The sequence below is a fragment of the Nitratireductor aquibiodomus genome (assembly GCF_900105565.1).
Lineage (GTDB): Bacteria > Pseudomonadota > Alphaproteobacteria > Rhizobiales > Rhizobiaceae > Nitratireductor > Nitratireductor aquibiodomus.
In genome coordinates this window covers 3,746,734-3,770,690 of record NZ_FNSL01000001.1, presented here as the reverse complement: position 1 = coordinate 3,770,690, position 23,957 = coordinate 3,746,734, and the positions used below count along the sequence as shown (strand labels likewise).

24 protein-coding genes are annotated in these 23,957 nt (G+C 61.5%); 6 read left to right on the top strand and 18 right to left on the bottom strand.

The features are described from left to right. A complete protein-coding gene (locus BLW55_RS17785; protein WP_090329669.1) occupies nt 1-2,889 on the top strand; it encodes a sensor domain-containing phosphodiesterase in 2,889 nt (962 codons plus the stop codon). Between the two features lie 36 nt (nt 2,890-2,925). Here the strand turns inward: BLW55_RS17785 and BLW55_RS17780 are convergent, their stop codons facing one another. Then, complete coding sequence (locus tag BLW55_RS17780; RefSeq protein ID WP_007009814.1) at nt 2,926-3,507, bottom strand: YqgE/AlgH family protein; 582 nt, start codon at nt 3,505-3,507, stop codon at nt 2,926-2,928. Between the two features lie 180 nt (nt 3,508-3,687). Here BLW55_RS17780 and BLW55_RS17775 point away from each other — a divergent pair, with 180 nt between their 5' ends. After that, nucleotides 3,688-4,488, top strand: a complete 801-nt coding sequence (locus BLW55_RS17775; protein WP_090329668.1) for a protein-disulfide reductase DsbD domain-containing protein — start codon at nt 3,688-3,690, stop codon at nt 4,486-4,488. Nucleotides 4,489-4,524: 36 nt separating this feature from the next. Continuing rightward, on the top strand, nt 4,525-5,016 hold the full coding sequence (locus BLW55_RS17770) for a peroxiredoxin (RefSeq protein WP_090329667.1): 492 nt from the start codon (nt 4,525-4,527) through the stop codon (nt 5,014-5,016). A 159-nt stretch (nt 5,017-5,175) separates the two neighbouring features. Here BLW55_RS17770 and rnhA read toward each other — a convergent pair whose 3' ends face one another. From rnhA to coxB, 11 genes are all read right to left on the bottom strand, one after another. Beyond that, on the bottom strand, nt 5,176-5,622 hold the full coding sequence (rnhA, locus tag BLW55_RS17765; RefSeq protein WP_090329666.1) for a ribonuclease HI: 447 nt from the start codon (nt 5,620-5,622) through the stop codon (nt 5,176-5,178). Then, the gene (locus BLW55_RS17760; protein WP_090329665.1) at nt 5,619-6,587 is read right to left on the bottom strand and encodes a homoserine kinase; all 969 of its coding nucleotides are present in this window, start codon (nt 6,585-6,587) and stop codon (nt 5,619-5,621) included. Before BLW55_RS17760 ends, rnhA begins: the two co-directional genes overlap by 4 nt. Nucleotides 6,588-6,589: 2 nt before the next feature. Then, a complete protein-coding gene (ispH, locus tag BLW55_RS17755; RefSeq protein WP_007009819.1) occupies nt 6,590-7,603 on the bottom strand; it encodes a 4-hydroxy-3-methylbut-2-enyl diphosphate reductase in 1,014 nt (337 codons plus the stop codon). A 76-nt stretch (nt 7,604-7,679) separates the two neighbouring features. Further along, entirely contained in the window at nt 7,680-8,429 is a 750-nt protein-coding gene (locus tag BLW55_RS17750) for an SURF1 family protein (protein ID WP_177175106.1), read from the bottom strand. After that, nucleotides 8,429-8,845: a DUF983 domain-containing protein gene (locus BLW55_RS17745; protein ID WP_090329664.1), complete on the bottom strand. Its 417-nt coding sequence runs from the start codon at nt 8,843-8,845 to the stop codon at nt 8,429-8,431. The genes BLW55_RS17750 and BLW55_RS17745 overlap by 1 nt, the downstream gene beginning before the upstream one ends. Nucleotides 8,846-9,057: 212 nt before the next feature. Further along, on the bottom strand, nt 9,058-9,942 hold the full coding sequence (locus BLW55_RS17740; protein WP_090329663.1) for a cytochrome c oxidase subunit 3: 885 nt from the start codon (nt 9,940-9,942) through the stop codon (nt 9,058-9,060). A 1-nt stretch (nt 9,943) separates the two neighbouring features. Continuing rightward, nucleotides 9,944-10,558, bottom strand: coding sequence for a cytochrome c oxidase assembly protein (locus tag BLW55_RS17735; protein ID WP_007009823.1), 615 nt, complete (start codon nt 10,556-10,558; stop codon nt 9,944-9,946). Between the two features lie 8 nt (nt 10,559-10,566). Beyond that, complete coding sequence (locus tag BLW55_RS20845; protein WP_155983369.1) at nt 10,567-10,725, bottom strand: hypothetical protein; 159 nt, start codon at nt 10,723-10,725, stop codon at nt 10,567-10,569. 6 nt (nt 10,726-10,731) lie between these two features. Then, on the bottom strand, nt 10,732-11,670 hold the full coding sequence (locus BLW55_RS17730) for a heme o synthase (RefSeq protein ID WP_090329662.1): 939 nt from the start codon (nt 11,668-11,670) through the stop codon (nt 10,732-10,734). Between the two features lie 83 nt (nt 11,671-11,753). Next, complete coding sequence (ctaD, locus tag BLW55_RS17725) at nt 11,754-13,406, bottom strand: cytochrome c oxidase subunit I (RefSeq protein WP_007009826.1); 1,653 nt, start codon at nt 13,404-13,406, stop codon at nt 11,754-11,756. A 38-nt stretch (nt 13,407-13,444) separates the two neighbouring features. After that, nucleotides 13,445-14,305, bottom strand: coding sequence for a cytochrome c oxidase subunit II (coxB, locus tag BLW55_RS17720; RefSeq protein ID WP_007009827.1), 861 nt, complete (start codon nt 14,303-14,305; stop codon nt 13,445-13,447). 395 nt (nt 14,306-14,700) lie between these two features. Here coxB and BLW55_RS17715 point away from each other — a divergent pair, with 395 nt between their 5' ends. The 3 genes from BLW55_RS17715 to BLW55_RS17705 all read left to right on the top strand — a co-directional run bounded on the left by BLW55_RS17715 (nt 14,701) and on the right by BLW55_RS17705 (nt 17,374). Further along, complete coding sequence (locus BLW55_RS17715) at nt 14,701-15,171, top strand: invasion associated locus B family protein (protein ID WP_244423510.1); 471 nt, start codon at nt 14,701-14,703, stop codon at nt 15,169-15,171. An 83-nt stretch (nt 15,172-15,254) separates the two neighbouring features. Then, nucleotides 15,255-16,673 carry a metalloprotease TldD gene (tldD, locus tag BLW55_RS17710; protein WP_090329661.1) on the top strand — a complete coding sequence of 473 codons (1,419 nt, stop codon included), beginning with the start codon at nt 15,255-15,257 and terminating at the stop codon, nt 16,671-16,673. Then, nucleotides 16,673-17,374 carry an NAD-dependent deacylase gene (locus tag BLW55_RS17705; RefSeq protein WP_007009830.1) on the top strand — a complete coding sequence of 234 codons (702 nt, stop codon included), beginning with the start codon at nt 16,673-16,675 and terminating at the stop codon, nt 17,372-17,374. Before tldD ends, BLW55_RS17705 begins: the two co-directional genes overlap by 1 nt. Here the strand turns inward: BLW55_RS17705 and BLW55_RS17700 are convergent, their stop codons facing one another. From BLW55_RS17700 to BLW55_RS17675, 6 genes are all read right to left on the bottom strand, one after another. Continuing rightward, nucleotides 17,375-18,616: a class I SAM-dependent RNA methyltransferase gene (locus BLW55_RS17700; protein WP_090329660.1), complete on the bottom strand. Its 1,242-nt coding sequence runs from the start codon at nt 18,614-18,616 to the stop codon at nt 17,375-17,377. It lies immediately after the preceding gene. Further along, nucleotides 18,613-19,347 (bottom strand): TlyA family RNA methyltransferase, encoded by a 735-nt coding sequence (locus BLW55_RS17695; protein WP_090329659.1) that lies wholly within the window; start codon nt 19,345-19,347, stop codon nt 18,613-18,615. Before BLW55_RS17695 ends, BLW55_RS17700 begins: the two co-directional genes overlap by 4 nt. A gap of 219 nt (nt 19,348-19,566) precedes the next feature. Beyond that, the gene (gene dxs / locus BLW55_RS17690) at nt 19,567-21,507 is read right to left on the bottom strand and encodes a 1-deoxy-D-xylulose-5-phosphate synthase (protein ID WP_177175105.1); all 1,941 of its coding nucleotides are present in this window, start codon (nt 21,505-21,507) and stop codon (nt 19,567-19,569) included. Nucleotides 21,508-21,658: 151 nt separating this feature from the next. Further along, a complete protein-coding gene (locus BLW55_RS17685) occupies nt 21,659-21,910 on the bottom strand; it encodes an exodeoxyribonuclease VII small subunit (RefSeq protein ID WP_007009833.1) in 252 nt (83 codons plus the stop codon). Nucleotides 21,911-21,913: 3 nt separating this feature from the next. Continuing rightward, nucleotides 21,914-22,840: a histone deacetylase family protein gene (locus BLW55_RS17680; RefSeq protein WP_090330052.1), complete on the bottom strand. Its 927-nt coding sequence runs from the start codon at nt 22,838-22,840 to the stop codon at nt 21,914-21,916. 74 nt (nt 22,841-22,914) lie between these two features. Then, nucleotides 22,915-23,901: a hypothetical protein gene (locus BLW55_RS17675; protein WP_007009835.1), complete on the bottom strand. Its 987-nt coding sequence runs from the start codon at nt 23,899-23,901 to the stop codon at nt 22,915-22,917. Nucleotides 23,902-23,957 lie beyond the last annotated feature (56 nt).

The window sequence follows — 23,957 nt, the reverse complement described above, 5'->3', positions numbered from 1 at the left end:
TTGTCGCGTTCCTTCTTCCCCGCTTTTCTGGTGGCCCTGGCCGCGGCATTCATCACCCTTGTTTCAGCCGTCGGCACGGCAGAAGCGATCGAACCGATCAAGATCGCCCGTGATGATGTGGCGCTCGACCTGTCGGGAGCGGTGGAAATCTACCGCGCGCAGGGAGACGCGTTTCAGGTGTCGACAGCGCCCGACGTCGACGGCATCGTCCGGCGCATCGAGGTGGAAGCGCAGGATGAACGCTCCACGGGAGACTGGGCGGTGTTCGCTCTCGCCAACACGACGGATCAGCAGCTTGACCGGCTCATCGTCGCGCCGCATTTCCGTCTGGTCGGTTCAGGCCTTGTCTGGCCCGACCTTGGCTCGCAGCGCATTGCCGCCATTACACCGAGTTCCGGTTTCACGCTCGACAGGCAGGAAAGCCCGGATGCGGATGAGTTCCACGTCACGCTCAATCCCGGCTCTGTCGTTACCTTCGTCGCAGAGCTTTCCTCGCCAAACCTGCCGCAGGTCTATCTGTGGGATCCCGGCGCCTACAAGGACACGGTGAACGCCTACACGCTCTTCCGCGGCATCGTCATCGGCATTGCCGGCCTGCTGGCCCTGTTTTTGACCATCCTGTTCGTGGTCAAGGGAACCTCAATGTTTCCGGCCACGGCGGCGCTGGCCTGGGCGGTTCTTGCCTATATCTCCATTGACTTCGGGTTCCTGAGCAAAGTGATCGAGATCACGCCTGGCAATGAGCAGATATGGCGCGCCGGTACCGAGGTCGGTCTGGCCGCCACGCTTGTGGTCTTCCTTTTTGCCTATCTCAATCTCAACCGCTGGCACGACCATTTCAGCTATGGCGTGCTCGCCTGGATCCTGGGTCTCGGCATCATTGCCGGTTTCGCCATCATCGACCCCGCCGTGGCGGCCGGCATCGCCCGCATCTCCTTCGCCGCCACAGCCGTGGTCGGCCTTGGCATCATCATCTATCTCAGTCTCCAGGGCTATGACCGTGCCATCATGCTGGTTCCCAGCTGGGTCATGATCATCGCCTGGATGGTCGGCTCGTGGATGGCGATCACCGGGGTTCTCGACAACGACATCGTCCAGCCGGCGATTGGCGGTGGCCTTATCCTGATCATTCTCCTGATCGGCTTCACGGTCATGCAGCACGCCTTTGCCGGCGGCGCTCTCTTCCAGGGCCTGTTCAGCGACATGGAGCGTCAGGCGCTGGCGATCTCAGGCTCGGGAGACGTGGTCTGGGACTGGGACGTTTCGCGCGACCGCATCATCACGCGGCCCGATGTCAGTCGCCAGCTCGGCCTACCCTCGGGCAGTCTGCATGGTCCGGCCCGCGACTGGCTTTCCACCCTCCACACCGAGGACCGCGACACATTCCGCACGACGCTGGATGTGGTGCTCGAACAGCGTCGCGGGCGCATCTCTCAGTGCTTCCGCCTGCGCGGTGCGGACGGTCACTATCACTGGTTCGATCTGCGCGCGCGCCCGGTCATCGGCTCCGATGGCCAGGTCATCCGCTGTGTCGGTACCATGGTTGACGTCACCGAGCAGAAAAAGGCTGAAGAGCGCCTCCTGCACGACGCGGTTCATGACAATCTTACCGGGCTTCCAAGCCGGGAACTGTTCCTCAACCGGCTAGATGCGATCATTTCCATAGCCCGCATGGAGCAGCAGGTACGACCGACCGTCTTCGTGATCGACATCGACCGCTTCAAACAGGTCAATGAGGAGCTCGGCATCTCGGTGGGCGACACGATCCTGCTCACCATTGCCCGCCGGCTGCACAGGCTTTTGAAGCCGCGCGATTCGCTCTGCCGCCTGTCCGGCGATCAGTTCGCCATGATCCTTCTGTCCGAACAGGAGCCCGCGCGCATCGCGGCCGTGGCAGATGCGGTCAAGCAGGCGATCCGCACCCCGGTCACCTTCGCCCGCCGCGAGATTGTCCTGACCTCCTCCATCGGCCTCATTTCCTGGACCACGACACAGGAATCGGCGGAGGAGATGCTCAAGGATGCCGAGCTTGCCATGTATCAGGCCAAGCGTTTCGGTGGCGACCGGATCGAGCCCTTCCGCCCTGCCTTCCGCTCTAACGACAACAATCGCCTGCGCATGGAGGCGGATCTGCGCCGCGCGATCGAGCGTTCCGAGCTTAAGCTTGTCTATCAGCCGATCATTCGCCTGGAAGACCAGACCATTGCCGGTTTCGAGGCTCTTCTGCGCTGGGATCATCCGCGCCGCGGTGCCATCCCGCCATCGGACTTCATACCGATTGCCGAGAGCTCCGGCCTGATCGTTCAGCTTGGCCTTTTTGCCATGCAGCAGGCGGCCGAAGATCTTTATCGCTGGCAGAAGCAGTTTCCGGATTTGCCGCTCGTCATGTCGGTCAATCTTTCCAGCCGGCAGCTTATCCGCCGCGATCTCGTGGGCGACGTACGGTCTGTCATCGCCCGTTCGGGCGTTTCACCGGAGAGCTTCCGGCTCGAGCTGACCGAATCCGTGGTTATGGACAATCCCGAGCAGTCCGCCCATGTACTCGAGAAGCTGAGGATGATCGGCATCGGCCTGTCGCTGGACGATTTCGGTACGGGCTATTCTTCGCTGTCCTATCTGTCGAGCTTCCCTTTCGACACCATCAAGATCGACCGGCGATTTCTGGAAGATCACAGCGCACGTGGCATCGTCATGGTGCGTTCCATGGTCAAGATGGCCAAGGAGCTCGAACTGTCCGTTGTGGCGGAAGGCGTGGTCGATCACCAGGATGCGCAGCAACTTGCCGAGATGGGCTGCGACTACGCCCAGAGCTTTGTTTTCGGCGAACCGGAAGATGCTGAAACCACCGGCAAGCTGCTCTTCGAGCACACAACCGCAGCCAAGTCTTAAAGGGACAGGGCGTTCGCCGGGAAGAGGCGTCGCCTCTCAGGCGTGGCCGGCAATCTGGCTGAGATTTGCCGCATCAATGCCAATCGATGCGAGGACGCCATCATATTTCTGTTCGATATTGCCCTCGAACAGAAGCTGCGGCGTTGCCGGACAGGTCAGCCAGCCGTTCTCGCCGATCTCCATTTCAAGCTGCCCGGCACCCCAACCGGCATAACCAAGCGCCATCAGGGCATGGCGCGGCCCCTGGCCGAGCGATATGGCTCTGAGCATGTCGACCGTAGCCGTCAGACAGATACTGTCGGAAACCGGCATGGACGATTCCACAACATAGTCGTCCGTATGCAGCACGAAGCCCCGGCTTCGGTCCACGGGACCGCCATTGCGCACGGGCATGTTGCGCGCTTCCTGCGGCAGCCGGATGGCTTCCGACTGTTCAAGAATGCCGAGCTGCACGAGGATATCGGGAAAGGCGAGCTGCTGCGGCTGGTTGATGATCAGCCCCATCGCCCCCTCTTCGCTATGGGCGCACAGATAGATCACCGCGCGCGCAAACCGTTCATCGCGCATGCCGGGCATGGCGATCAGGAAATGGTTTTCCAGATATGGAAGTTCCGTCATTTCCTTCTTGTACCCTTGGTCCCTGCTGCATTCTGGGTTTCCATGCTTTCAGCCTAACCCGTTTTCCCATGGCGTGAAAGGCGGATATCGCCTTGCCGCAGGCCACCGGTCACGCATTTATGATGCTGCCAGACAGAAGTGTTCCTTGCCGGCCCGGCGTCTCCGCTGCACTCTCCCACCATGATTCGAGCCGCATACCTGACCCTTGCAATGCTCCTGATGGCCCCGCAGGCACATGGCGCGTCCAGCCAATGGCAGGAAAGCGAGGGCGGATCGGTTCGTCTCGTTACCGTCGGGCTTCCCGATGAGGACGGTCGTCTCCGCGGGGCTCTCGAAATCAGTCTCAAATCCGGATGGAAGACCTATTGGCGCAACCCGGGCGCTGCCGGCATTCCCCCGCAGATCGATGTCTCCCGCAGTTCCCATATCCGCGCCGTCGAAGTGCAGTACCCGGCCCCGGAACGCATTCATGACGGCGAAACCCAATGGACTGGCTACAGGCAGTCCGTTTCCCTGCCGGTCATCTTCACTCTCGACCAGGCGAACGCTGCGACACTGATCGATGCGGACGTCTTTCTCGGCATCTGCGAAACGATCTGCATTCCCTTCCAGGCCTCTTTCACCTTCGACCCCGGCGCTGACGCCGACAATGTCAGCGACGCGCTCGCGGTCCGGCGTGCATTCGCCTCCCTTCCCGCCCCTGCCGATGGGACGTTTGGAATCGCTTCTGTCGAGAAAGCGGGCGGCGCGCTTGTCCTGGAAGGGAAGGTACCCGCCTCGACGCTGGAACCAGTCCTCTTCCTCGATCATGCGCACGCTCATCTACTCGGGACACCGAGGCTTGAAGCCCTTGATGAGGGAACGGCCAGGTTCGTTGTTGAAATATTGAACGGCGATGTCGGGAAACTTGAAAACAGCGATCTTATATATACGCTGACAGCCGATGGAGAGGCTGTCTCAGGGGATATTGAGATCCCCTGAAAAACATTGATTTTAAATAGTTTTCAGGAGCCCCTGATGAAAGTATCCGTTGGTGATCGTATTCCCGATACAAACTTCAAGAAAGTGAGCGCCGAAGGCGCGAACGATGTCGCCGCGCCCGATTTCTTTGCCGGTCGCAAAGTCGTCCTCTTCGGCGTACCCGGGGCCTTCACCCCGACCTGCAGCAACAGCCATCTGCCGGGCTTTGTCGAAAATGGCGATGCGATCCGCGCTCGCGGTGCCGACGACATCGCCGTCATCTCCGTGAACGACGCCTTCGTGATGCAGGCCTGGGCCGGTTTCACCGGCGCAGAAGACAAGATCACCTTCATTGCCGATGGCAATGGCGATTTCACCAGGGCGCTCGGCCTCGATATCGATCTTTCGGTTGCAGGTCTCGGCAACCGTTCCAAGCGGTATTCGATGATCGTCGATGATGGCGTCGTGAGCGCGATCAACATCGAGGAGAATCCCGGACAGGCTGAAACAAGCGGCGCCGCCCGCATCCTCGATCAGCTTCAGGCGTAGAATCACCTGGCCCCCGCATAAATGCGGAAAAGCAGACAGATTGAGCGGAGCGATGTTTCCGTGAAACGGTGAACCGTTCAACTGTGCCGGACCGAAAATCGAATCCGCTTTTCGGTCCGGTGCTTCTCGGATGGTCTGGATCGCCGGTATCGCCCTGGCTCAGCGCCGCTTTTTCTTGAAAGGCTCCATGCCGGCGCGTGCAAGCGCGTCGGCGCGTTCATTCTCGGGGTGGCCCGCATGGCCCTTAACCCAGTACCATTTGATTTTGTGGCGCTTCTGCGCCTCGTCCAGCGCCTGCCATAGCTCGGCGTTCTTGACCGGCTTCCTGGCTGCCGTTTTCCAGCCATTGCGCTTCCAGCCCTCGATCCAGCCGGAAATGCCGTCGCGCACATAGACGCTGTCGGTGTAGAGGTCCACGTCGCAGGACCGCTTCAGGGCATTCAGCGCCTCGATGGCCGCCTTGAGTTCCATCCGGTTGTTGGTGGTCTCGGCCTCGCCGCCAGACAGTTCCTTCTCGACGCCATTGTGCCGCAGAAGCGCGCCCCAGCCGCCGGGACCCGGATTGCCCGAACAGGCGCCGTCGGTAAAAATTTCCACGCTTGTCACTTCAGGCCGATCCCGTATTCAGATGGAGAGCTAATCTGCCGGTGAAAGCGCAGCCGGCGCACATATTCCATCGGGTCGCGCTTGTTTACCAGCGCGCCGTCGGAAACGGTCAGCCAGTCATAGAGCCGCGTCAGCATGAAACGCAGCGCAGACCCACGTGCCAGCAGCGGCAGCGCCTTTATCTCGGCCGCGTCCAGCGGGCGCACCGACTGATAGCCCTCGAGCAGTGCCGTCCCCTTGGTCAGGTTGTAGGACCCATCTTTCTCAAAGCACCAGGCATTGAGACAGGTGGCAATGTCGTAGGCCAGCAGATCATTGCAGGCGAAATAGAAATCGATGATCCCCGAAACCCGGTCACCGAGAAAAAAGACATTGTCAGGAAAAAGGTCCGCATGAATGACACCGGTCGGAAGGTCGGCCGGCCAGCCTTGAGCAAGGTCGGCAAGATCCGCCTCGACCTCCGCCTCCAGTTCCTCTTCCACCTCGTTTGCCCGAGGCTTCGCCTTTTCCCAGAGCGGTCGCCAGTCGCCCACGGTCAGCGCATTTGCCCGTGTCGGTTCAAAACCGCGTGCAGCCAGGTGCATGCCCGCCATGGCCCTGCCCACTTCGCGACAGTGCTGCGGGGCGGGTTTCCTGAGCCACATGCCTTCCAGAAAGGTGATGAGTGCCGCCGGCCGACCGGCAATTTCGCTCACCACCGCACCATCGTTCCTGCGCACCGGAAGCGGACAGTTCACGCCATGCTGCGCCAGATGCTCCATCAGGCCGAGAAAAAACGGCAGATCGGAGCGCTCAACGCGCTGTTCGTAAAGTGTCAGGATGAAGGCGGCTCTTGATGTGTGGAGCAGGTAGTTGGAGTTCTCCGTCCCCTCGGCGATGCCCTTGTAGGACAACAGCTCGCCCACATCGTATTCCTTCAGGAGCGCACCGAGCTCGACCTCGGAAATATCAGTATAGACCGCCATGCTTACGCGTTGCCGTTCACGAAGGCCATGTCGGCGCTGGTCAGTTCCACGTCGCGGATCGCGCGCATGACGGGGAAGTTTTCGGTTTCCTCGGCGGTGATCGCAAGTTCCACCGTTACATCAAATCGCTCGCGGAACGCATCGATGATCTCGTTGACGATGATTTCGGGCGCCGAGGCGCCGGCCGAAAGTCCGAGGACGCGAATGCCGTCCACCTCGTCCCAGGGGATTTCAGAAGCCCGCTGAACGAGCAGGGATCGCTTCGCCCCTGCCCGCTCCGCAACCTCCACCAGACGGCGCGAGTTCGACGAGTTGGGTGCGCCGACCACGAGGAAAAGATCCGAGCCGGGTGCCGCCTTCTTCACGGCCTCCTGCCGGTTGGTGGTGGCGTAGCAGATGGATTCGGCTGCCGGTGCATGCAGGTCCGGAAAACGGTCTTCCAGCGCTTTGAGAATGTCTGCCGTGTCCTCCACCGAGAGCGTGGTCTGGCTGACAAAGCCAAGTTCCGCGCCGTCTGGCCGTTCGAGCGTGTTGGCGCCTTCCACCGTCTCCACCAGGGTCACCGTGCCCTCGGGCAGTTGCCCCATCGTGCCGATCACTTCTGGATGTCCCGCATGGCCGATCAGCAGCACGTGACGGCCGAGCCTGTGGTGACGCATGGCCTGTTTGTGGACCTTGGAAACCAGCGGGCAGGTCGCATCAAGATAGAAGAGGTTGCGGTTCTGCGCATCCGCCGGCACCGATTTCGGCACACCATGGGCGGAAAAGACAACCGGGCAATCGCGATGATCTTCCGGAATCTCGCTCAGTTCCTCGATGAAGACGGCGCCGCGCTCCTGCAGCCCCTCAACCACATATCGGTTGTGGACGATCTCATGGCGCACATAGACCGGCGCACCATATTTCTTCAGCGCCAGCACGACGATCTGAATGGCGCGGTCAACGCCGGCGCAGAAACCACGCGGCCCGCAAAGCCGCACCGTCAGCTTCTGTCTTGTCATGTCGGCAGCCGTCATCTGAATTCCCCTTGCTGGAGCCGGAATTGGGGCCGTGGGGCACTCAATGTCAAGAGCCCAGGCCAAAGAGCCGCGATCAGGAGCGCCGTCGGTTGCGCCGCCACCAGACGAACAGAACGCCACATAGCGCCGCGGCAAGCCCATACCAGGTGATCGCATACTGCAGATGGCTGTTCGGCATGTCGATGCGTGTCACCCCGCCCACGGGCAAGCCGCCCGCATTGGGCGAATCATCGGCGTCGACATAAAATGGCAGAACGCGGGCGGCTTCCGGCAATCCCGCCGTACTCGCCATCGTGCCGAGGTCCTTCCAGTAGAAGATGTTCTGGCCGATGTCGTTGTCGGGGACGATGAAGGACGGCTTTTCGCCAATCCCGTTGCGGGCCAGCCCGCTGATGCGGACACCGCCGACGATCTGTCCTTCGGCGCGCGTGTCCGCCTCCTTGCGGTCGAAGGGCACGAACCCGCGATTGACGAAGATGAACCGCCCGTCCTCGAGCCTAAGGGGGGTGTGGACGAAATAGCCCGACTGCCCTTTCCAGGTTGCGAAATAGTGGCGCTCGCCCGTGTGCCGGAAAGCGCCCTCAACGCGCATCGGCCGGTACTCGACATCACCGGTTTCAGCGTAGATACGCTCGATGCTGGCGAGATCCGCCGGTTCTGCGTTGATCCGCACTTCGATCTGCGCAAGCAGCGCCTCTTTCCATTGAAGCCGCTGCACCTGCCACGTTCCCAGCGCCAGAAGACAGGCAAGCACGACAAGGCTCAGGAGCAGGAGAAGCCAGTTGAGGCTCGACCGGGAGGATTTGTCTTCAGTCACGGCCATTATCGTTCGAGTTCCCCCTGCTCCGCCTGGTTTCGATACTGGAGCGCGATCAGCAGCCCTTTCATGAGACGAAGAGCCGTGAGGCAAAGGACGAGCGCAAGCGGGATCCACAGAAGAAAATGAACCCAGAGCGAAGGTCCGAGTGACACTTCCATCCACAGCGCCAGCCCCACGACCAGAAAACCGATGATCAGGATAACGAACACTGCCGGTCCGTCGCCGGCATCGGCAAAACCGTAATCGAGCCCGCAATTGCGACAGCCGCGCCCGACCGTGAGAAAGCCGGAGAAGAGGCGCCCCTCGCCACAGCGCGGGCAACGTCCGCCAAGTCCTGCGCTGACCGGATCGACCGGCGGCCAGATCGCCTGATCGACGACCGGCTCGTCACCGTTTGTATTGTTCTGTCGCTCGGTCATGTCGTTTCAATCCCGCGTCAGGCCACGGAGAGTTAGGTCCATCCGGTTGCATGTCCCTGCGCTCTAGCACGGTAGGTCCAGCCCGGTCGACGCCGCCTCATGACGCATCCCACGGATAGGACGAGAATGCGCCCCAAAAAAGAATGCGACCGGGTAAAAAAAGAAAGCGGCCGGGTTTCCCCAGCCGCTTTTGCATTCTCAGGCTGCCGTTATCAGCCGTGCGCGATGGTCGCACCGACCGAGGCCCACACATAAACGAAGGTGAAGAGGAAGAGCCACACCACGTCAACGAAGTGCCAGTACCAGGCAGCCGCCTCGAAGCCGAAATGCTGCTTCGGCGTAAAATCACCAGCCATGGCGCGCAACAGGCAGACCAGCAGGAAAATGGTTCCGACAAACACGTGGAAGCCGTGGAAACCGGTCGCCATGTAGAACGTTGCCCCATAGATAGAGTCGGAGAAGGCAAACGGTGCGTGCATGTACTCATAGGCCTGAACGAAGGAGAACAGCACGCCAAGCACCACGGTCAGGGCCAGTCCCCACACGAGGCCCTTGCGGTCGTCTTCGAGCAGCGCATGGTGCGCCCATGTCACCGTGGTGCCGGAGAGCAGCAGGATGATCGTGTTGTAGAGCGGCAGATGGAAGGGGTCGAGAACCTCGACGCCCGCCGGCGGCCACACGCCTCCGGTAAACTCGGCGCGCGTTGCCTGCACCGCCTCGCCAGGGAACAGGCTCGCATCGAAGAAAGCCCAGAACCACGCCACGAAGAACATCAGCTCCGAAGCGATGAACATGATCATGCCGTAGCGCAGATGGAGCGAAACGACACGGGTGTGATGGCCCTCATGCCCTTCTCGGATGGTATCGGCCCACCAGCAATACATGGTGAAAAGCACCAGGAAGAGACCGATCAGGAAAAGCCAGAAATTGGTCGCGGCGAGGTCGACACCGAAGATGGTGAACTCCGAGCCGTTGAGCGCCTTCATCCAGGCGATGCCGCCAATGGACATGACCAGAGCGCCAAGCGAGCCAAGGAACGGCCATGGGCTCGGGTCGATGATGTGATAGTCGTGATGTTTTGCGTGCGCGTCGGCCATGTCAGCCCCCGAGATTCTCGTTCTGATTGGTGTTGGTCTTGGGCGCGGCAGCCACCGGCGCCTTCTTCTCAAGCGGGAAGAATGTGTAGGAAAGCGTAATCGTTTTCAGGTTCTTCAATTCAGGCACCTTGACGATCTCCGGGTCGACAAAGAACACGACCGGCATGTCATAGGATTGCCCCGGTTGCAACTCCTGTTCCGTAAAGCAGAAGCACTCAACCTTGTTGAAATAGGCACCGGCCCGCGCCGGCGAAACATTGAACGTTGCCGTGCCCGACGTGGGCTCGTTCGACAAATTGCGCGAAACGTAGGAAATCTGCGTCGTCTCGCCGAGACGCAGCGTCACTTCGCGCTGTTTCGGCTGGAACTCCCACGGAACACCGTTCGTGTTGGCGTCGAACCGGACGGTGATGGTCTGGTCCAGAATCGTATCGGAATACTGCTCGACACGCTGTGTGGTGCCACCATACCCCGTCACCTGGCAGAAAAGCTGGTAGAGCGGGACTGCAGCATAAGCCATGCCAACCATGCCGCTAACCACGGCAACACACAGGATCGCCGCATTGCGGTTCCGGTTTCCGGCTGTCGAGTTCTGGTTTCCTTGCTCGCCGCTCATGTCACACCTCACATCGCACGCTCGAACAGGCCGGGACCGAGCTTGGCCAGACTGCCGATATAGACAATCACGACAAAAACGGCGAGCGCGATGGCAAGCGCAATGGAGCGCTTGCGGCGCGCCTTGAGTTGGGCTTCTGTCGGCTTCACATATTCCTTGTCCATCATGTCACCTCACGAAACCAGGCCAAGGCTGGCAAGCAGCCGGTCGGCGAGAAGCGCCGTGAACAGCACGAAAAGATAAAGCAGCGAATAGCCGAACAATACCTTGGCGGGCTTCATGGAGACGTCGCTCTCGGGCATGCGCAGCACCTGCCAAGAATACCAGACAAAGCCGCCGCCCAGAATGGCGGCAACCGCGCCATATGCAAAGCTCGCAAAACCTGCCACCACCGGCAGGATACCGCTTGCGGCGAGAAGCAGCGCATAGATGAAAATCTGCTTCTTGGTCGCGGCATGTCCGGCGACATTGGGTAGCATCGGAATGCCCGCGCGCTCGTAGTCGCCCGATTTGAAAAGGGCCAGCGCCCAGAAGTGCGGCGGCGTCCACAGGAAGATGATGAGGAAGAGCACGAGGCTTTCCATGCTCACCGTGCCGGTGACTGCGGCCCAGCCAACGACCGGCGGCAGCGCGCCCGCGGCACCGCCAATGACGATGTTCTGCGACGTCGAGCGCTTGAGCCACATCGTGTAGATCACGGCGTAGAAGAAAATCGTAAAGGCCAGCAGCGCTGCGGCCGTCCAGTTGGCCATCAGGCCGAGTGTGGCCACGGAAAACGCCGAGAGCACCAGACCGAAGCCAAGCGCCTCGCCCGGCGTGACGCGACCGGCCGGAACGGGTCGGCGGGCCGTGCGCCCCATCACCGCATCAATGTCGGCGTCATACCACATGTTGAGCGCGCCCGAGGCGCCCGCACCAACGGCGATGGCCGCGATGGAGATGATCGCAAGCAGCGGGTTTGGCACACCCGGCGCCATCACCATGCCCACAAAGGCCGTAAAGACGACAAGCGACATCACGCGCGGCTTCAACAGCGCAATGAAATCGCCGGGCGCTGCCTCGGAAAGGCGCAGCCCCGTGTCGTCCATATGCTCCTGATCAACCAGTGCCATGTTGTGCCTTCGTTCTGTTAATCGGTTGCGCGGCACATTCGAAGACGGGCCGCGCAACCTTCATGCTTTGTATTTGCCTGCGATCAGCGGATCTTCGGCAGCTGTTCCCACTGGTGGAAGGGCGGCGGCGAAGAAAGCTGCCACTCGAGCGTCGTCGCGCCCTCGCCCCACGGGTTGGCACCGGCCGGGCGCTTCTTGGCGAAAGCCTCGAACACACCGAACAGGAACACCAGCACACCGATTGCCGCCAGATAGGAGCCGTAGGACGACACCATGTTCCAGCCGGCAAACGCATCCGGATAGTCGATATAGCGGCGCGGCATGCCGGCCAGACCCAGGAAGTGCTGCGGGAAGAAGATGACGTTCACGCCGATGAAGGTGATCCAGAAATGAACGCGGGCGATGAACGAGTTGTACATGTAGCCCGTCATCTTCGGGAACCAGTAGTACCAGGCAGCGAAGATCGCGAACACGGCCCCCATGGAAAGCACGTAATGGAAGTGTGCAACCACGTAATAGGTGTCGTGCATGGCCCGGTCGAGACCGGCATTGGCGAGCTGCACGCCCGTCACACCGCCAACGGTGAACAGGAAGATGAAGGCAATGGCCCAGATCATCGGCGTGCGGAACTCGATGGAACCGCCCCACATGGTGGCGATCCACGAGAAGATCTTCACGCCCGTCGGAACCGCGATCACCATCGTTGCGAACACGAAGTAACGCTGCGTGTCGAGCGACAGGCCGGTCGTGTACATGTGGTGTGCCCACACGATGAAGCCGACGGCGCCAATGGCGACCATGGCGTAGGCCATGCCGAGATAACCGAAGATCGGCTTCCTCGAGAAGGTCGAGACAATGTGGCTGACAATGCCGAAGCCCGGCAGGATCAGAATGTACACTTCCGGATGACCGAAGAACCAGAACAGATGCTGGAACAGGATCGGGTCGCCGCCGCCTTCAGGTGCAAAGAACGTGGTGCCGAAGTTGCGGTCCGTCAGAAGCATGGTGATGCCTCCGGCCAGAACCGGGAGCGACAAGAGAAGCAGGAAGGCCGTGATCAGCACCGACCAGGCAAACAGCGGCATCTTGTGCAGCGTCATGCCCGGAGCGCGCATGTTGAAGATGGTGGTGATGAAGTTGATCGCGCCGAGGATCGACGAAGCACCGGCAATGTGGATCGACAGAATTGCGAGATCCATTGCGGGGCCGGGCTGACCGGACGTCGAAAGCGGCGGATAGATCGTCCAGCCGCCACCCGTGCCGTAAGCACCGGCCGGCCCCTGAACGAAGAGGGACATGAGCAGAAGAATGAACGCCGGCGGAAGAAGCCAGAACGAGATGTTGTTCATCCGCGGGAACGCCATATCCGGCGCACCGATCATAATCGGCACCATCCAGTTGGCGAAGCCGCCAATCAGCGCGGGCATGACCATGAAGAAGATCATGATGAGACCGTGCGCCGTGGTGAACACGTTGAACATGTGCTTGCCGGCGTCGATGGCGGCATCGCCCTCGAAACCGTAGACCATGGCGGCAAGGCCATGGAAAATCTGGATGCCGGGCTCAGCAAGCTCCCAGCGCATCATGACGGACAGGAAGCCGCCGATGATACCCGCGCAGATGGCGAAGATCAGGTAGAGCGTACCGATGTCCTTGTGGTTGGTGGAATAAACCCACCGGGTCCATCCGGTTGGCTTGTGTTCGCCATGGGCGTCTTGGGTTGTAGCGCCTGCCATTTCCTACCGCTCCATTTCCTCTCTAGACGTCTGCCGGCTCATTCGCCAGCAGACGCAACTTTCGTCTTGCCCTCGATCGCGGCCATCAAAGCCTTGTTGGCGCCGGCGAGGTCCTCGCCCGCGGCTGCGATCCAGGTGTCATATTGGTCTTGAGCCACAACGCGGATGGCAATCGGCATATAGGCATGGTCCTTGCCGCACAGTTCCGAGCACTGACCATAATAAAGGCCTTCCTTCTCGGCCTTGAACCAGGTCTCGTTGATGCGACCGGGAACGGCGTCCACCTTGATGCCAAAAGCCGGCATGGCAAAAGCGTGGATCACGTCGCTGGCCGTCACGAGAACGCGCACGGTGGCATCCACGGGAACAACGATTTCATTGTCCACTGCCAGAAGGCGCGGATAGACAGACTTGTCTTCCTTGCCCGCGTCGGCGCGCTCGTCTTCCTTGAGCATGAGAGAGCTGAAGGAAACAGGCTCTTCAAGCTGGTATTCGTAATCCCAGTACCACTGGACGCCGGTCGCCTTGATGGTGAATGCCGGCTCCTCTTCGGGCGTATACTGCGCCGTCAGAAGCTGGAAGGACGGCACCGCAAGGAACAGAAGCACGATCACCGGACCAACGGTCCAGATGACTTCGATCAGCGTGTTGTGGCTGGTGCGCGATGGCGTGGGGTTTGCCTTTGCGCGGAAACGCAAAATGCACCACGCCAGCAAGGCCATCACGAGAATGGTGATCGGAACGATGAACCACAAAGTGTATTCCTCGAACCAGGTGATCTCCTGCATGATGCCGGTTGCAGCCGGTTGAAAGCGCATCTGCCAGGGCTCTGGTTGCGCAGCAACGGCGCCCGTGGCGAGAAACGGCAGAGTGGCAAGGCCAACAGCGATATTCTTCATAACCCTCGTCATCTCCCGTGGCGACACGGCAAGCCGGATGATCCGGTTTTGCCGCAAAGGGAATTCTGGCTTTTTATAGGCGCGTTCAAACCATACTCTCATTTGAACCGCAAGGAAGGCGTTGGATGCGACGTGCGGCATTTTTGCGCCCCTTCGGCAGGCTCATACTGCCGTCCATATTGAAAGTGCAATAGCACAAAACGCCGGGGCGTCCCATTTCGGTCGGAATTGCCCGCAAATGTCATTATTGATTTCGCATAAACGGGTTTTCCCAATCTTTTGCCGACGCCATCCCTTTTCGCCAACCGCGATCGCAGGATAAATTGCCCTGATTCGTATGGGAGCCAGGAACCATGAGCACGTCCTTCCTCAAATGCGCCGCCGCCGCGCTCGCGATGACCGTTTTCCCCGTTCTGGGCGCGCATGCGCAGCAGAGCGGGACGGTTCGCTCAACTCATGGTGCCTGGTCGATCCTTTGCGACACGCCGGCCGGCGCCTCCAGCGAGCAGTGCGCGATGATGCAGAATGTTGTCGCAGAAGACCGACCGGAGATGGGTCTTTCCGTCGTTGTGCTGCGCACTGCCGACGGAAAGGCCGAGATCCTGCGCGTTCTGGCGCCGCTCGGCGTGCTCCTGCCCAACGGGCTCGGCCTCAATGTGGACGGCAAGGATATCGGCCGCGCCTATTTCGTGCGCTGTTTCCAGGATGGCTGTTATGCCGAGGTGATCCTTGAGGATCAGCTTGTGGAAACTTTCAAGACCGGCCAGTCCGCCACCTTCATCGTCTTCCAGACCCCGGAAGAAGGCATTGGCATCCCCGTTGACCTCAACGGTTTCGCGGAAGGTTTCGACGCCCTGCCCCGCTAATCGCGGAAGTTCCTGTCCAAGCCGCACTGGATTGCGTGCACCTGCTCCCTTAAATGAAAGGGAGTTTCGACAGGATATTGTACATGACCGCCAAATCGCTTCTCGACGCATTCGATTGCTCCCCTGATCGTCTGAAATCCCTCGTTGCCGACACGATCAGCGGCGCGGATGACGGAGAACTCTTCCTTGAATACAGGGAAGGGGAAGCGCTTGTTTTCGACGATGGGCGCCTGAAGACCGCGAGCTTCAACACCGATCAGGGTTTTGGCCTGCGCGCCGTTGCCGGTGAAGCGTCGGGCTATGCCCACTCCAGCGAGTTGTCCGAAGCCTCGCTGCGCCGTGCCGCCGACGCCGTTTCCACCGTCAAGGACGGATATTCGGGAAATCTCGCCACGGCTCCCACCGGCACGAATCAGCGTCTTTATGGAGACGAGAACCCGATCACCTCGCCGGGCTTTGAGGAAAAAGCGAAGCTCCTGCAGGAAATCGATGGCTGGCTTCGTGCGAAAGACCCGCGCGTACGGCAGGTCACAGCCTCGCTAGCCGCCTCATGGCAGCATGTGGAAATCGTGCGTGCCGACGGCCAGATCGCCCGCGACATCCGCCCGCTTGTGCGCGTCAATGTCTCGGTCATGGTCGGCGATGGCGACCGGCAGGAAACCGGCTCCTATGGCATGGGCGGACGCAAGAGTTTTGGCGAGTTTCTGGCCGAGGATTCCTGGCAGTTCGCCGCGAGCGAGGCGCTGCGCCAGGCTCTTGTCAACCTTGAAGCCGTACCCGCGCCTGCCGGCACCTTCGATATCGTGCTCGCCAATGGCTGGCCGGGCGTCATGCTGCATGAAGCCGTCGGGCACGGGCTCGAAGGCGATTTCAACCGCAAGAAGACCTCCGCCTTCGCCGGGCTGATGGGGGAGCAGGTCGCAGCAAAGGGTGTGACCGTTGTCGATGACGGTACCATCTCGGAGCGACGCGGTTCGCTTACCATCGATGATGAAGGCACCCCGTCGGGCCGCAATGTGCTGATCGAGGACGGAAAGCTGGTCGGCTACATGCAGGATCGCCAGAACGCCCGCCTGATGGGCATGGCCCCCACCGGCAACGGTCGGCGCGAATCCTATGCGCATGAGCCCATGCCCCGCATGACCAACACCTACATGACGGGCGGCGACAGGACGCCCGAAGAAATCATCGCCTCTGTAAAGAAGGGCATTTACGCCGTGTCCTTCGGCGGCGGTCAGGTGGACATCACCTCCGGCAAGTTCGTGTTCGGCTGCACCGAGGCCTACATGATCGAGGACGGCAAGGTCACCCAGCCCGTTAAGGGCGCCATGCTGATCGGCAATGGCCCGGACGCCATGCACCGCGTTTCCATGGTCGGCAATGACATGACCCTCGACAATGGCATCGGCATGTGCGGCAAGGCCGGACAGGGCGTGCCCGTCGGCGTCGGCCAGCCGCATCTGCGCATGGACCAGATGACCGTGGGCGGCACGCAGACCTGATGGATTACCGGCGGATCGTCATACTCACCGGCGCGGGGGTCTCCGCAGAATCGGGCGTGGACACCTTCCGCGACAAGAACGGGTTGTGGTCGAAGATCGACTACCGCGATGTAGCAACGCCAGAGGGCTTTGCCGCCAATCCCGCGCTGGTGCATGATTTCTACAACATGCGCCGACGCAGGATCGCTGAACTGGAGCCCAACGATGCCCACCGCGCACTCGCCCGGCTGGAGCGGGAATTCTCCGGTGAGGTCCTGCTCGTCACCCAGAATATCGACGACCTCCATGAACGCGCCGGCTCGAAAAACCTCATCCACATGCATGGCGAACACCGCAGCGCGCTCTGCACCCATTGCGGTGATCGTAGCCCGTGGGAAGGCGACATGTCGCTCGAAACGCCCTGCCCCGCCTGCGCCACGGTCGGGCACCTGCGCCCTGACGTCGTCTGGTTCGGTGAAATGCCCTACCAGATGGAGCGCATCTACGACGCGCTCCGCGCTGCGGATCTCTTCATCTCCATCGGCACGTCCGGCAATGTTTATCCGGCTGCGCAGTTTGTTCAGGAAGCGGGCCGGGCCGGTGCTCATACGATCGAGCTCAATCTCGAACCGTCGGATACGTTCGATGATTTCGACGAGGCCGTCCACGGACCGGCCAGCCGGGTCGTGCCGTCCTATGTCGACATGCTTTTGAAGAGCTGATCAGCGCCGCTTTGGCTTCTTCTCCAGAAGCGCCACCGCTTCCACATGCGGCGACCAGAGAAACTGATCGATCGGAACAATCCGCGTGACCCGGTAGCCCCCGGCAACAAGGATCGCCAGATCTCGCGCCAGCGTGCCCGGATTGCACGAAACCGCCGCAACCCGCTTCACCTCTGAACGCGCAATCTGCCGGCATTGAAACTCCGCCCCCGCGCGCGGCGGATCGAACACGAGACCGTCGAACTGCGCCAGTTCCTTCGTCAGAAGGGGGCGATGGAAGAGATCGCGTTTTTCCGCCGTCACCGGCTTCAAAGAGGGCCATTGCCGTGCGGCGATATCGAGCGTGGCAAGCGCAATCGCATCGCCTTCAGCCGCATAGACCCGCGCGTTCTGCGCCAGCCGCAGCGCGAACGTGCCGCTGCCGGCGAAGAGGTCGGCAACATGCTTGCACCCATCAAGATGGCGGCCCACCAGCGCTGCCATTGCCTCTTCCGCAGCAAGCGTGGCCTGCAGAAAACCCGCCGGCGGAATGGCCACCGGCACGTCGCCGAACATAACGCTCGGCTTCTGGCCCTCCACGATGATCTCGCCATCAGCCGAAAGCCGGGCAAATCCCTTTGCCAGCGCCAGATCGATCACCGCACGGCGCTGTTTTTCGCCAAGCCGCCCAGCGCCGGCGGCTGCAATGTCGAGCCCGGTGCGGGTTTCCGTCACCGTCAGGTGAAACGGCTTTGGCGTCGCCGCGATGGCCCTGGCGAGGTCCCGCAAATCGCCGAGCGCCGCCACGATACCGGGGGTTGCCACCGGGCACTCCTCGATCACGACGATGCGATGGCTCTGCGCGGCATTGAAGCCCAGAAGAACCTCCGATCCCAGCCGCCTTGCGGTAAACGTTACGCGCCGGCGCGTCTCAGGCGAACAGGCAAGCGCGTCTTCGACCTCAGCCTCGACACCGCGCGCCTCCAGCGCATGCACCACCTTGTCGCGTTTCCATGCGAGATAGGCGCCCGTTTCAAGATGCTGCACCACGCAGCCGCCACAATCGCCAAAATGCCGGCAGGCGGGTTCGATGCGCTCGGGCGATGCCTCACGCAATATCGTCTTTTCAGCGCGCCCCTTGCGCAGTTCCGCTTCCACCACCTCGCCCGGAAGAGCAAATGGCACATAGACGGGACCCGCCGGCGTGGCCACCACGCCGTCGCCCTGTGCACCCAGATGATCAATCGTCAGCGTTTCGCTCATCGGTCCCTGCGCCCGGCCAGTAGAAATTCGCGGTTTCCGTCTCCGCCTTCGATGGGTGATGGCGCAAGCCCTGTCGCCCGCCAGCCGGCATTCGTCCCCAGCCAATTCTTCAGATCGTCGGCAATCTCCTCCGCGCGCGCCGGATCGCGCAGCAAACCGCCCTTGCCGATGGCCTCGCGGCCAGCCTCGAATTGCGGCTTCACCAGAAAGATGGCGCGCGCTCCCGGCGCGGCAAGGGCGAGCGCCGGTGGCAGGGCGAGCTTGAGCGAAATGAAGCTCACATCCGAAACGAGAAAATCCGGTGTCCGCGCGCCCAGGTGCTCCATGCCCAGGTGTCGTGCATTCACCCCTTCCAGCGCGGTCACGCGCGGATCGCCGGCAATGCGCGCATCCATCTGGCCGGTGCCCACATCGATGGCCGTGACATGGTCCGCACCGCGCTCCAGAAGCACCTGCGTGAAACCGCCGGTCGAGGCACCGATGTCGAGTGCATGGCAACCGGCCGGGTCGAAACCGAAGACGTCGAGGCCATGAAGGAGTTTCAGTGCCGCGCGCGAAACATAGGCGCTGGCCGGGTCATCGACGGCGACCCCGGCAGTGGGCGCGACCGTCTGCCCCGGCTTTTTCGCCGGGATGCCGTCCACCTTCACCGTGCCGCGCAGAATTGCGTCGCGGGCGCGGGCGCGACTGCCAAAAAATCCACGTTCCACGAGAAACTGGTCGAGCCTCATGCCGGCATTCCGCACGGCATTTTTGGATGGCGCAGTTCACCCCCCTCTGCCTTGCCAGGCATCTCCCCCTCAACGGGGGAGATTGGAGGTGTCACTGGTCCTGCCAGACGATCAAGGGAGAATGCTGCTTTCCTGCAGCCCGATCTCCCCCTCAAGGGGGGAGATGGCCGGTAGGCCAGAGGGGGGTAAACTGCGCCCCTCTTCGCCCTCGCCCTATTCTCATGCACGCGCTGCACTCTCGGCACTCTGCCCCAGGGCGGCGAACACAGTGCGCACAATCGCTCCCGCATCGAGCCCCGCATCCTCCACCATACGCTCGGGCTTGGCATGGTTGATGAAGCGATCCGGCATGGCCATGGGCCGCACCTTCACGCCGCTCTCAAGCAGACCTTCATGGGCCAGGAAGTGCAGGACATGCGAGCCGAAACCGCCAATCGCGCCCTCCTCAATAGGTATCAGCACCTCATGCTCAAGCGCCAGTCGCCGGATGAGCGCCGTGTCCAGCGGCTTGGCGAACCGCGCATCGGCCACGGTCGTCGAAAGGCCTGCTGCATCCAGTTCGTCCGCCGCCTTCAAACAGTCCTCAAGCCTGCTTCCGAGCGACAGCAGTGCCACCTTCGTGCCCTCACGCATCACGCGCCCCCTGCCGAGTTCCAGCACTTCGCCGCGTTCCGGCATCTCGACACCAACGCCATTGCCACGCGGATAGCGGAAGGCAATCGGCCCCTGATCGTGTTCGACGGCCGTGCGCACCATGTGCCGCAGTTCCGCCTCGTCGCTTGCTGCCATGACGACGAAATTTGGCAGGCTGGCCAGATAGGTGATGTCGAAAGCGCCACAATGGGTGGGGCCGTCCGCGCCGACAAACCCCGCCCGGTCGATGGCAAAACGCACCGGCAGGTTCTGCAACGCCACGTCATGCACCACCTGGTCATAGCCGCGCTGCAGAAAGGTCGAATAGATCGCCGCAAACGGGCGCAGCCCCTCGGTTGCCAGACCGGCGGCGAACGTCACCGCGTGCTGCTCGGCAATGCCGACATCGAAGATGCGCTCGGGGAACTCCTTCTCGAAAAGGTCGAGCCCCGTGCCCGACGGCATGGCGGCCGTCACAGCGACAATCCGCTCGTCCTCGCGCGCTTCCTGAACCAGCGACTGAGCAAACACCTTGGTGTAGCTCGGCGCATTGGCAGGCGCCTTGGCCTGCGCGCCGGTGATGACGTCGAACCTGTTGACGCCGTGATACTTGTCGGCAGCGGCCTCGGCTGGTGGATAGCCCTTGCCCTTCTTCGTCACCACATGGATGAGCACCGGCCCGTTTCCGTTGTCGCGCACATTCTTCAGGACCGGAACGAGGTGCTTTAAATTGTGCCCGTCAATGGGGCCGATATGGAAGAACCCCATTTCCTCAAACAGCGTACCGCCGGTCACATAACCGCGCGCGTGCTCCACGGCGCGCGTGATGGCGCGGTCGACACCCTCGCCGAGATAGGAGGTCAGCTTCTTGCCGAAATCGCGCACACCCTGATAGGTGCGTCCGGAGGCGAGACGCGCCAGATAGGCGCTCATCGCGCCCTGCGGCGGCGCAATCGACATGTCGTTGTCGTTCAAGATGACGATGAGCCGCGCATCGAGCGCACCGGCATTGTTCATCGCCTCATAGGCCATGCCTGCCGACATGGCGCCGTCACCAATCACCGCAATGACATTGCGCTTTTCCCCTGCGAGCCCATGGGCAACAGCCATGCCGAGGCCGGCCGAGATGGAGGTGGAGGAATGCGCTGTGCCGAAGGGATCGTATTCGCTCTCCGACCGCTTGGTGAAGCCGTAGAGCCCCCCCTCCTGGCGCAGCGTGCGGATGCGGTCGCGCCGCCCGGTGAGGATCTTGTGCGGATAGGCCTGGTGGCCGACGTCCCAGATCAGCCGGTCGTCCGGCGTGTCGAACACATAGTGCAACGCCACGGTCAGTTCGACCACGCCAAGCCCGGCCCCAAGATGGCCACCGGTCTTCGAAACCGCATCGATCAGTTCCGCGCGCAGCTCGTCGGCAAGCTGGGGAAGGTCGTCCTGTGAAAGGCGCTTCAGGTCGGCGGGTGTGCCGACCGTATCAAGAAGGGGTGTGTCGGGCGGCGATTTCACGCGCGTCACCTCGGCTGTTTGCATCACTTCGACATAGGGCTTCGGCCACGCAAAGTAAACGCAATGCGATGAAACAGTACAGTTTCACCGGAACCTGATTTTCGAACCCCGAACACAAAACAACCTCCGCACAAACAAATGTACAGAGGTTGCCGGCCCCGGAATTATTTCGGGCTCAGCCCTCGTCGAGCGGCTCGCTGCCGGTGGCCTGGCCTTCACGCGACAGGCGGATCTTCTCCACCTTGTCCTCGGCAGACTTCAGGAGCTGATCGCAATGCTTCTTCAGCGCCTCGCCGCGCTCATAAATCCTGATCGACTGGTCGAGCGGCACATCGCCACGCTCGAGATCCTCAACGATCTTCTCCAGCGCCTCGAGCGCCTGCTCGAAGCTCATGCCCTTGATGTCGCTGTTGGCTTCTTCGGCCATCTCTTATCCCTTCAACAAACGGCCGACATGCGCAGCGACCGACACGGAAAGCCCCTGCAGGTCGTACCCACCTTCAAGCAGGCTGACAACCCGCCCCTGTGACAAACGGTCGGCCCGCTCCATCAGAACGCCGGTCGCCCAGTCGAAATCGTCAGCCTCCAGATTGAGTTCCGCCAGCGGGTCGCGCCGGTGAGCATCGAAACCGGCGGAGATGATGATCAGGTCCGGCGCAAACCGGTCGATCGCCGGCAGCACCTTTTCGTCGAACGCCTCGCGGAAAGCCTCCGAACCGGAGCCTGCAGGCAGCGGCGCGTTGACGATGTTGCCGGCGCCCGCTTCATGGGCTGCACCCGTGCCCGGGTAAAGCGGCATCTGGTGCGTGGAGCAGTAGAGCACACTCGGATCGTCCCAGAAGATATCCTGGGTTCCATTGCCGTGATGCACATCCCAGTCGACGATGGCGATGCGCTCTGCACCGTGTTCCTTCTGCGCGTGACGGGCTGCAATGGCGGCATTGTTGAAGAGGCAGAAGCCCATGGCCCGGTTCTTCTCAGCATGATGGCCGGGCGGACGTCCGGCAACAAAAACGTTCCCGGCCTCGCCCGAAAATACGTCGTCCACGCCGGCCAATGCCCCGCCGATGGCCGTCAGCGCGGCCTCCAGGCTCTTCGGACTCACGGTCGTGTCATCATCGATCACGGCCAGCCCCTCGTCCGGAATGCTGGCCTTCACCTTGTCGAGATGCTCGGCCGGGTGCGCCAGAAGCACCGTCTCTTCATCAGCCAGCGGTGCCTCAAGCCGTTCGAGATAGGCGAAGGGCTCGTCGTCCAACCGGTCGACGATCACCCGCAGGCGATCGGGCCGCTCGGGGTGGCCGGGTGGCGTGAGGTGCTCACGACAGATCGGGTGTGTATAGAAGCGGGTTCTCATCCCATAAGTGTAGTGGCCAAACCATGGCTTGGCCATGACGGGTTGTCGCGCTTTGCCCGCATGTCAACAAGGTTTCACCCTGCTGGTTTTGCCGGCGTTGCACGTGAACGGACACCCACGGTTTCCAGCGCCCGTTCCTTCAATTCGCGGAACTGCCTTGATGCGCTGCTCAGCCGCTCATCCCATTCGCGATTGGGTGTCTGTCCCTCGATAACCTTGAAATAGACGGACATCAGCGCGGCAATGGCAAAGGGCTCGATGAGCGCGGCCTTCACCGCCCATGCAAAGACAATGGCCAGCACAAAGGCCCAGCCCGCCAGTTGCCCCGGCATGGCGTAGAGGATCGCTCCGGCCGGTGCCAGCATGACGAGGAAGACGACAAAAGTCAGAAGCCACATGAAGAGCGCCAGCCAGACAGCGTTCTTCAGCATGGTCCTGCCATTCTGGGCATAGAGCACCACGCCCTGCCGTGCGGTCTCGAACGGTGTGCTGGAACCGATGCGGATGTTGTAACCAAGGATGATCTCATCGACATAGGTAAGCGCAATGCGGATCACCGTGTTGACGAAACGCATGAGTGTGTCGAGGCCGGGAATAGGCAGAAAACCGGCAATGCCGCCCAGCAGTCCGGTCAAGACGCGAATCACGCCCTTTACGAGCTGATCGAGAACAAAAAGCACATTCGCCTCGGCAAAACGCGCCGTCACTTCCTGACGCGCATAGGTGATCTGGTTCTTGCCATCGGGCACATCCCGCCCGTCGATCAGATGCACCATCACCGCGATATGGCCGGCCTTGACGATGTAGAGGATGTATTCGCGAATCCAGTAGACGATTGCGGAAACCAGCCCAAAGCCGACAATGCCGCCCCAGAGCGCAAATGTACCCGGACCGCCGGGATCGCTCGAGATATGACCCACACCGTAGCCGACGCCCGCCCCCGTTCCGGTGGCGAAGATATAGGCCGTCGTGATACCGAAATAGACCAGCATGCGCAGCACGATGAAAGGCCATGTCCGGCCCATGATCGCCAGCGTCCTGCCAATATCGAAATCCCACATGCAACAGCCCCCCTGCGAACAGCTCTCCTGCGAACAGCTCTCCTGCCGTTTCCCGG

Coding starts and splice junctions, on each gene's coding strand:
- BLW55_RS17750 (WP_177175106.1), bottom strand. CDS start 8,429: ATGGCCGTGACTGAAGACAAATCCTCCCGGTCGAGCCTCAACTGGCTT.
- BLW55_RS17745 (WP_090329664.1), bottom strand. CDS start 8,845: ATGACCGAGCGACAGAACAATACAAACGGTGACGAGCCGGTCGTCGAT.
- ispH (WP_007009819.1), bottom strand. CDS start 7,603: ATGACGGCTGCCGACATGACAAGACAGAAGCTGACGGTGCGGCTTTGC.
- BLW55_RS20845 (WP_155983369.1), bottom strand. CDS start 10,725: ATGATGGACAAGGAATATGTGAAGCCGACAGAAGCCCAACTCAAGGCG.
- tldD (WP_090329661.1), top strand. CDS start 15,255: ATGACCGCCAAATCGCTTCTCGACGCATTCGATTGCTCCCCTGATCGT.
- dxs (WP_177175105.1), bottom strand. CDS start 21,507: ATGCAAACAGCCGAGGTGACGCGCGTGAAATCGCCGCCCGACACACCC.
- BLW55_RS17685 (WP_007009833.1), bottom strand. CDS start 21,910: ATGGCCGAAGAAGCCAACAGCGACATCAAGGGCATGAGCTTCGAGCAG.
- BLW55_RS17775 (WP_090329668.1), top strand. CDS start 3,688: ATGATTCGAGCCGCATACCTGACCCTTGCAATGCTCCTGATGGCCCCG.
- BLW55_RS17695 (WP_090329659.1), bottom strand. CDS start 19,347: ATGAGGCTCGACCAGTTTCTCGTGGAACGTGGATTTTTTGGCAGTCGC.
- BLW55_RS17675 (WP_007009835.1), bottom strand. CDS start 23,901: ATGTGGGATTTCGATATTGGCAGGACGCTGGCGATCATGGGCCGGACA.
- BLW55_RS17680 (WP_090330052.1), bottom strand. CDS start 22,840: ATGAGAACCCGCTTCTATACACACCCGATCTGTCGTGAGCACCTCACG.
- BLW55_RS17730 (WP_090329662.1), bottom strand. CDS start 11,670: ATGGCACTGGTTGATCAGGAGCATATGGACGACACGGGGCTGCGCCTT.
- BLW55_RS17770 (WP_090329667.1), top strand. CDS start 4,525: ATGAAAGTATCCGTTGGTGATCGTATTCCCGATACAAACTTCAAGAAA.
- BLW55_RS17740 (WP_090329663.1), bottom strand. CDS start 9,942: ATGGCCGACGCGCACGCAAAACATCACGACTATCACATCATCGACCCG.
- BLW55_RS17735 (WP_007009823.1), bottom strand. CDS start 10,558: ATGAGCGGCGAGCAAGGAAACCAGAACTCGACAGCCGGAAACCGGAAC.
- ctaD (WP_007009826.1), bottom strand. CDS start 13,406: ATGGCAGGCGCTACAACCCAAGACGCCCATGGCGAACACAAGCCAACC.
- BLW55_RS17705 (WP_007009830.1), top strand. CDS start 16,673: ATGGATTACCGGCGGATCGTCATACTCACCGGCGCGGGGGTCTCCGCA.
- BLW55_RS17715 (WP_244423510.1), top strand. CDS start 14,701: ATGACCGTTTTCCCCGTTCTGGGCGCGCATGCGCAGCAGAGCGGGACG.
- BLW55_RS17780 (WP_007009814.1), bottom strand. CDS start 3,507: ATGACGGAACTTCCATATCTGGAAAACCATTTCCTGATCGCCATGCCC.
- coxB (WP_007009827.1), bottom strand. CDS start 14,305: ATGAAGAATATCGCTGTTGGCCTTGCCACTCTGCCGTTTCTCGCCACG.
- BLW55_RS17760 (WP_090329665.1), bottom strand. CDS start 6,587: ATGGCGGTCTATACTGATATTTCCGAGGTCGAGCTCGGTGCGCTCCTG.
- BLW55_RS17700 (WP_090329660.1), bottom strand. CDS start 18,616: ATGAGCGAAACGCTGACGATTGATCATCTGGGTGCACAGGGCGACGGC.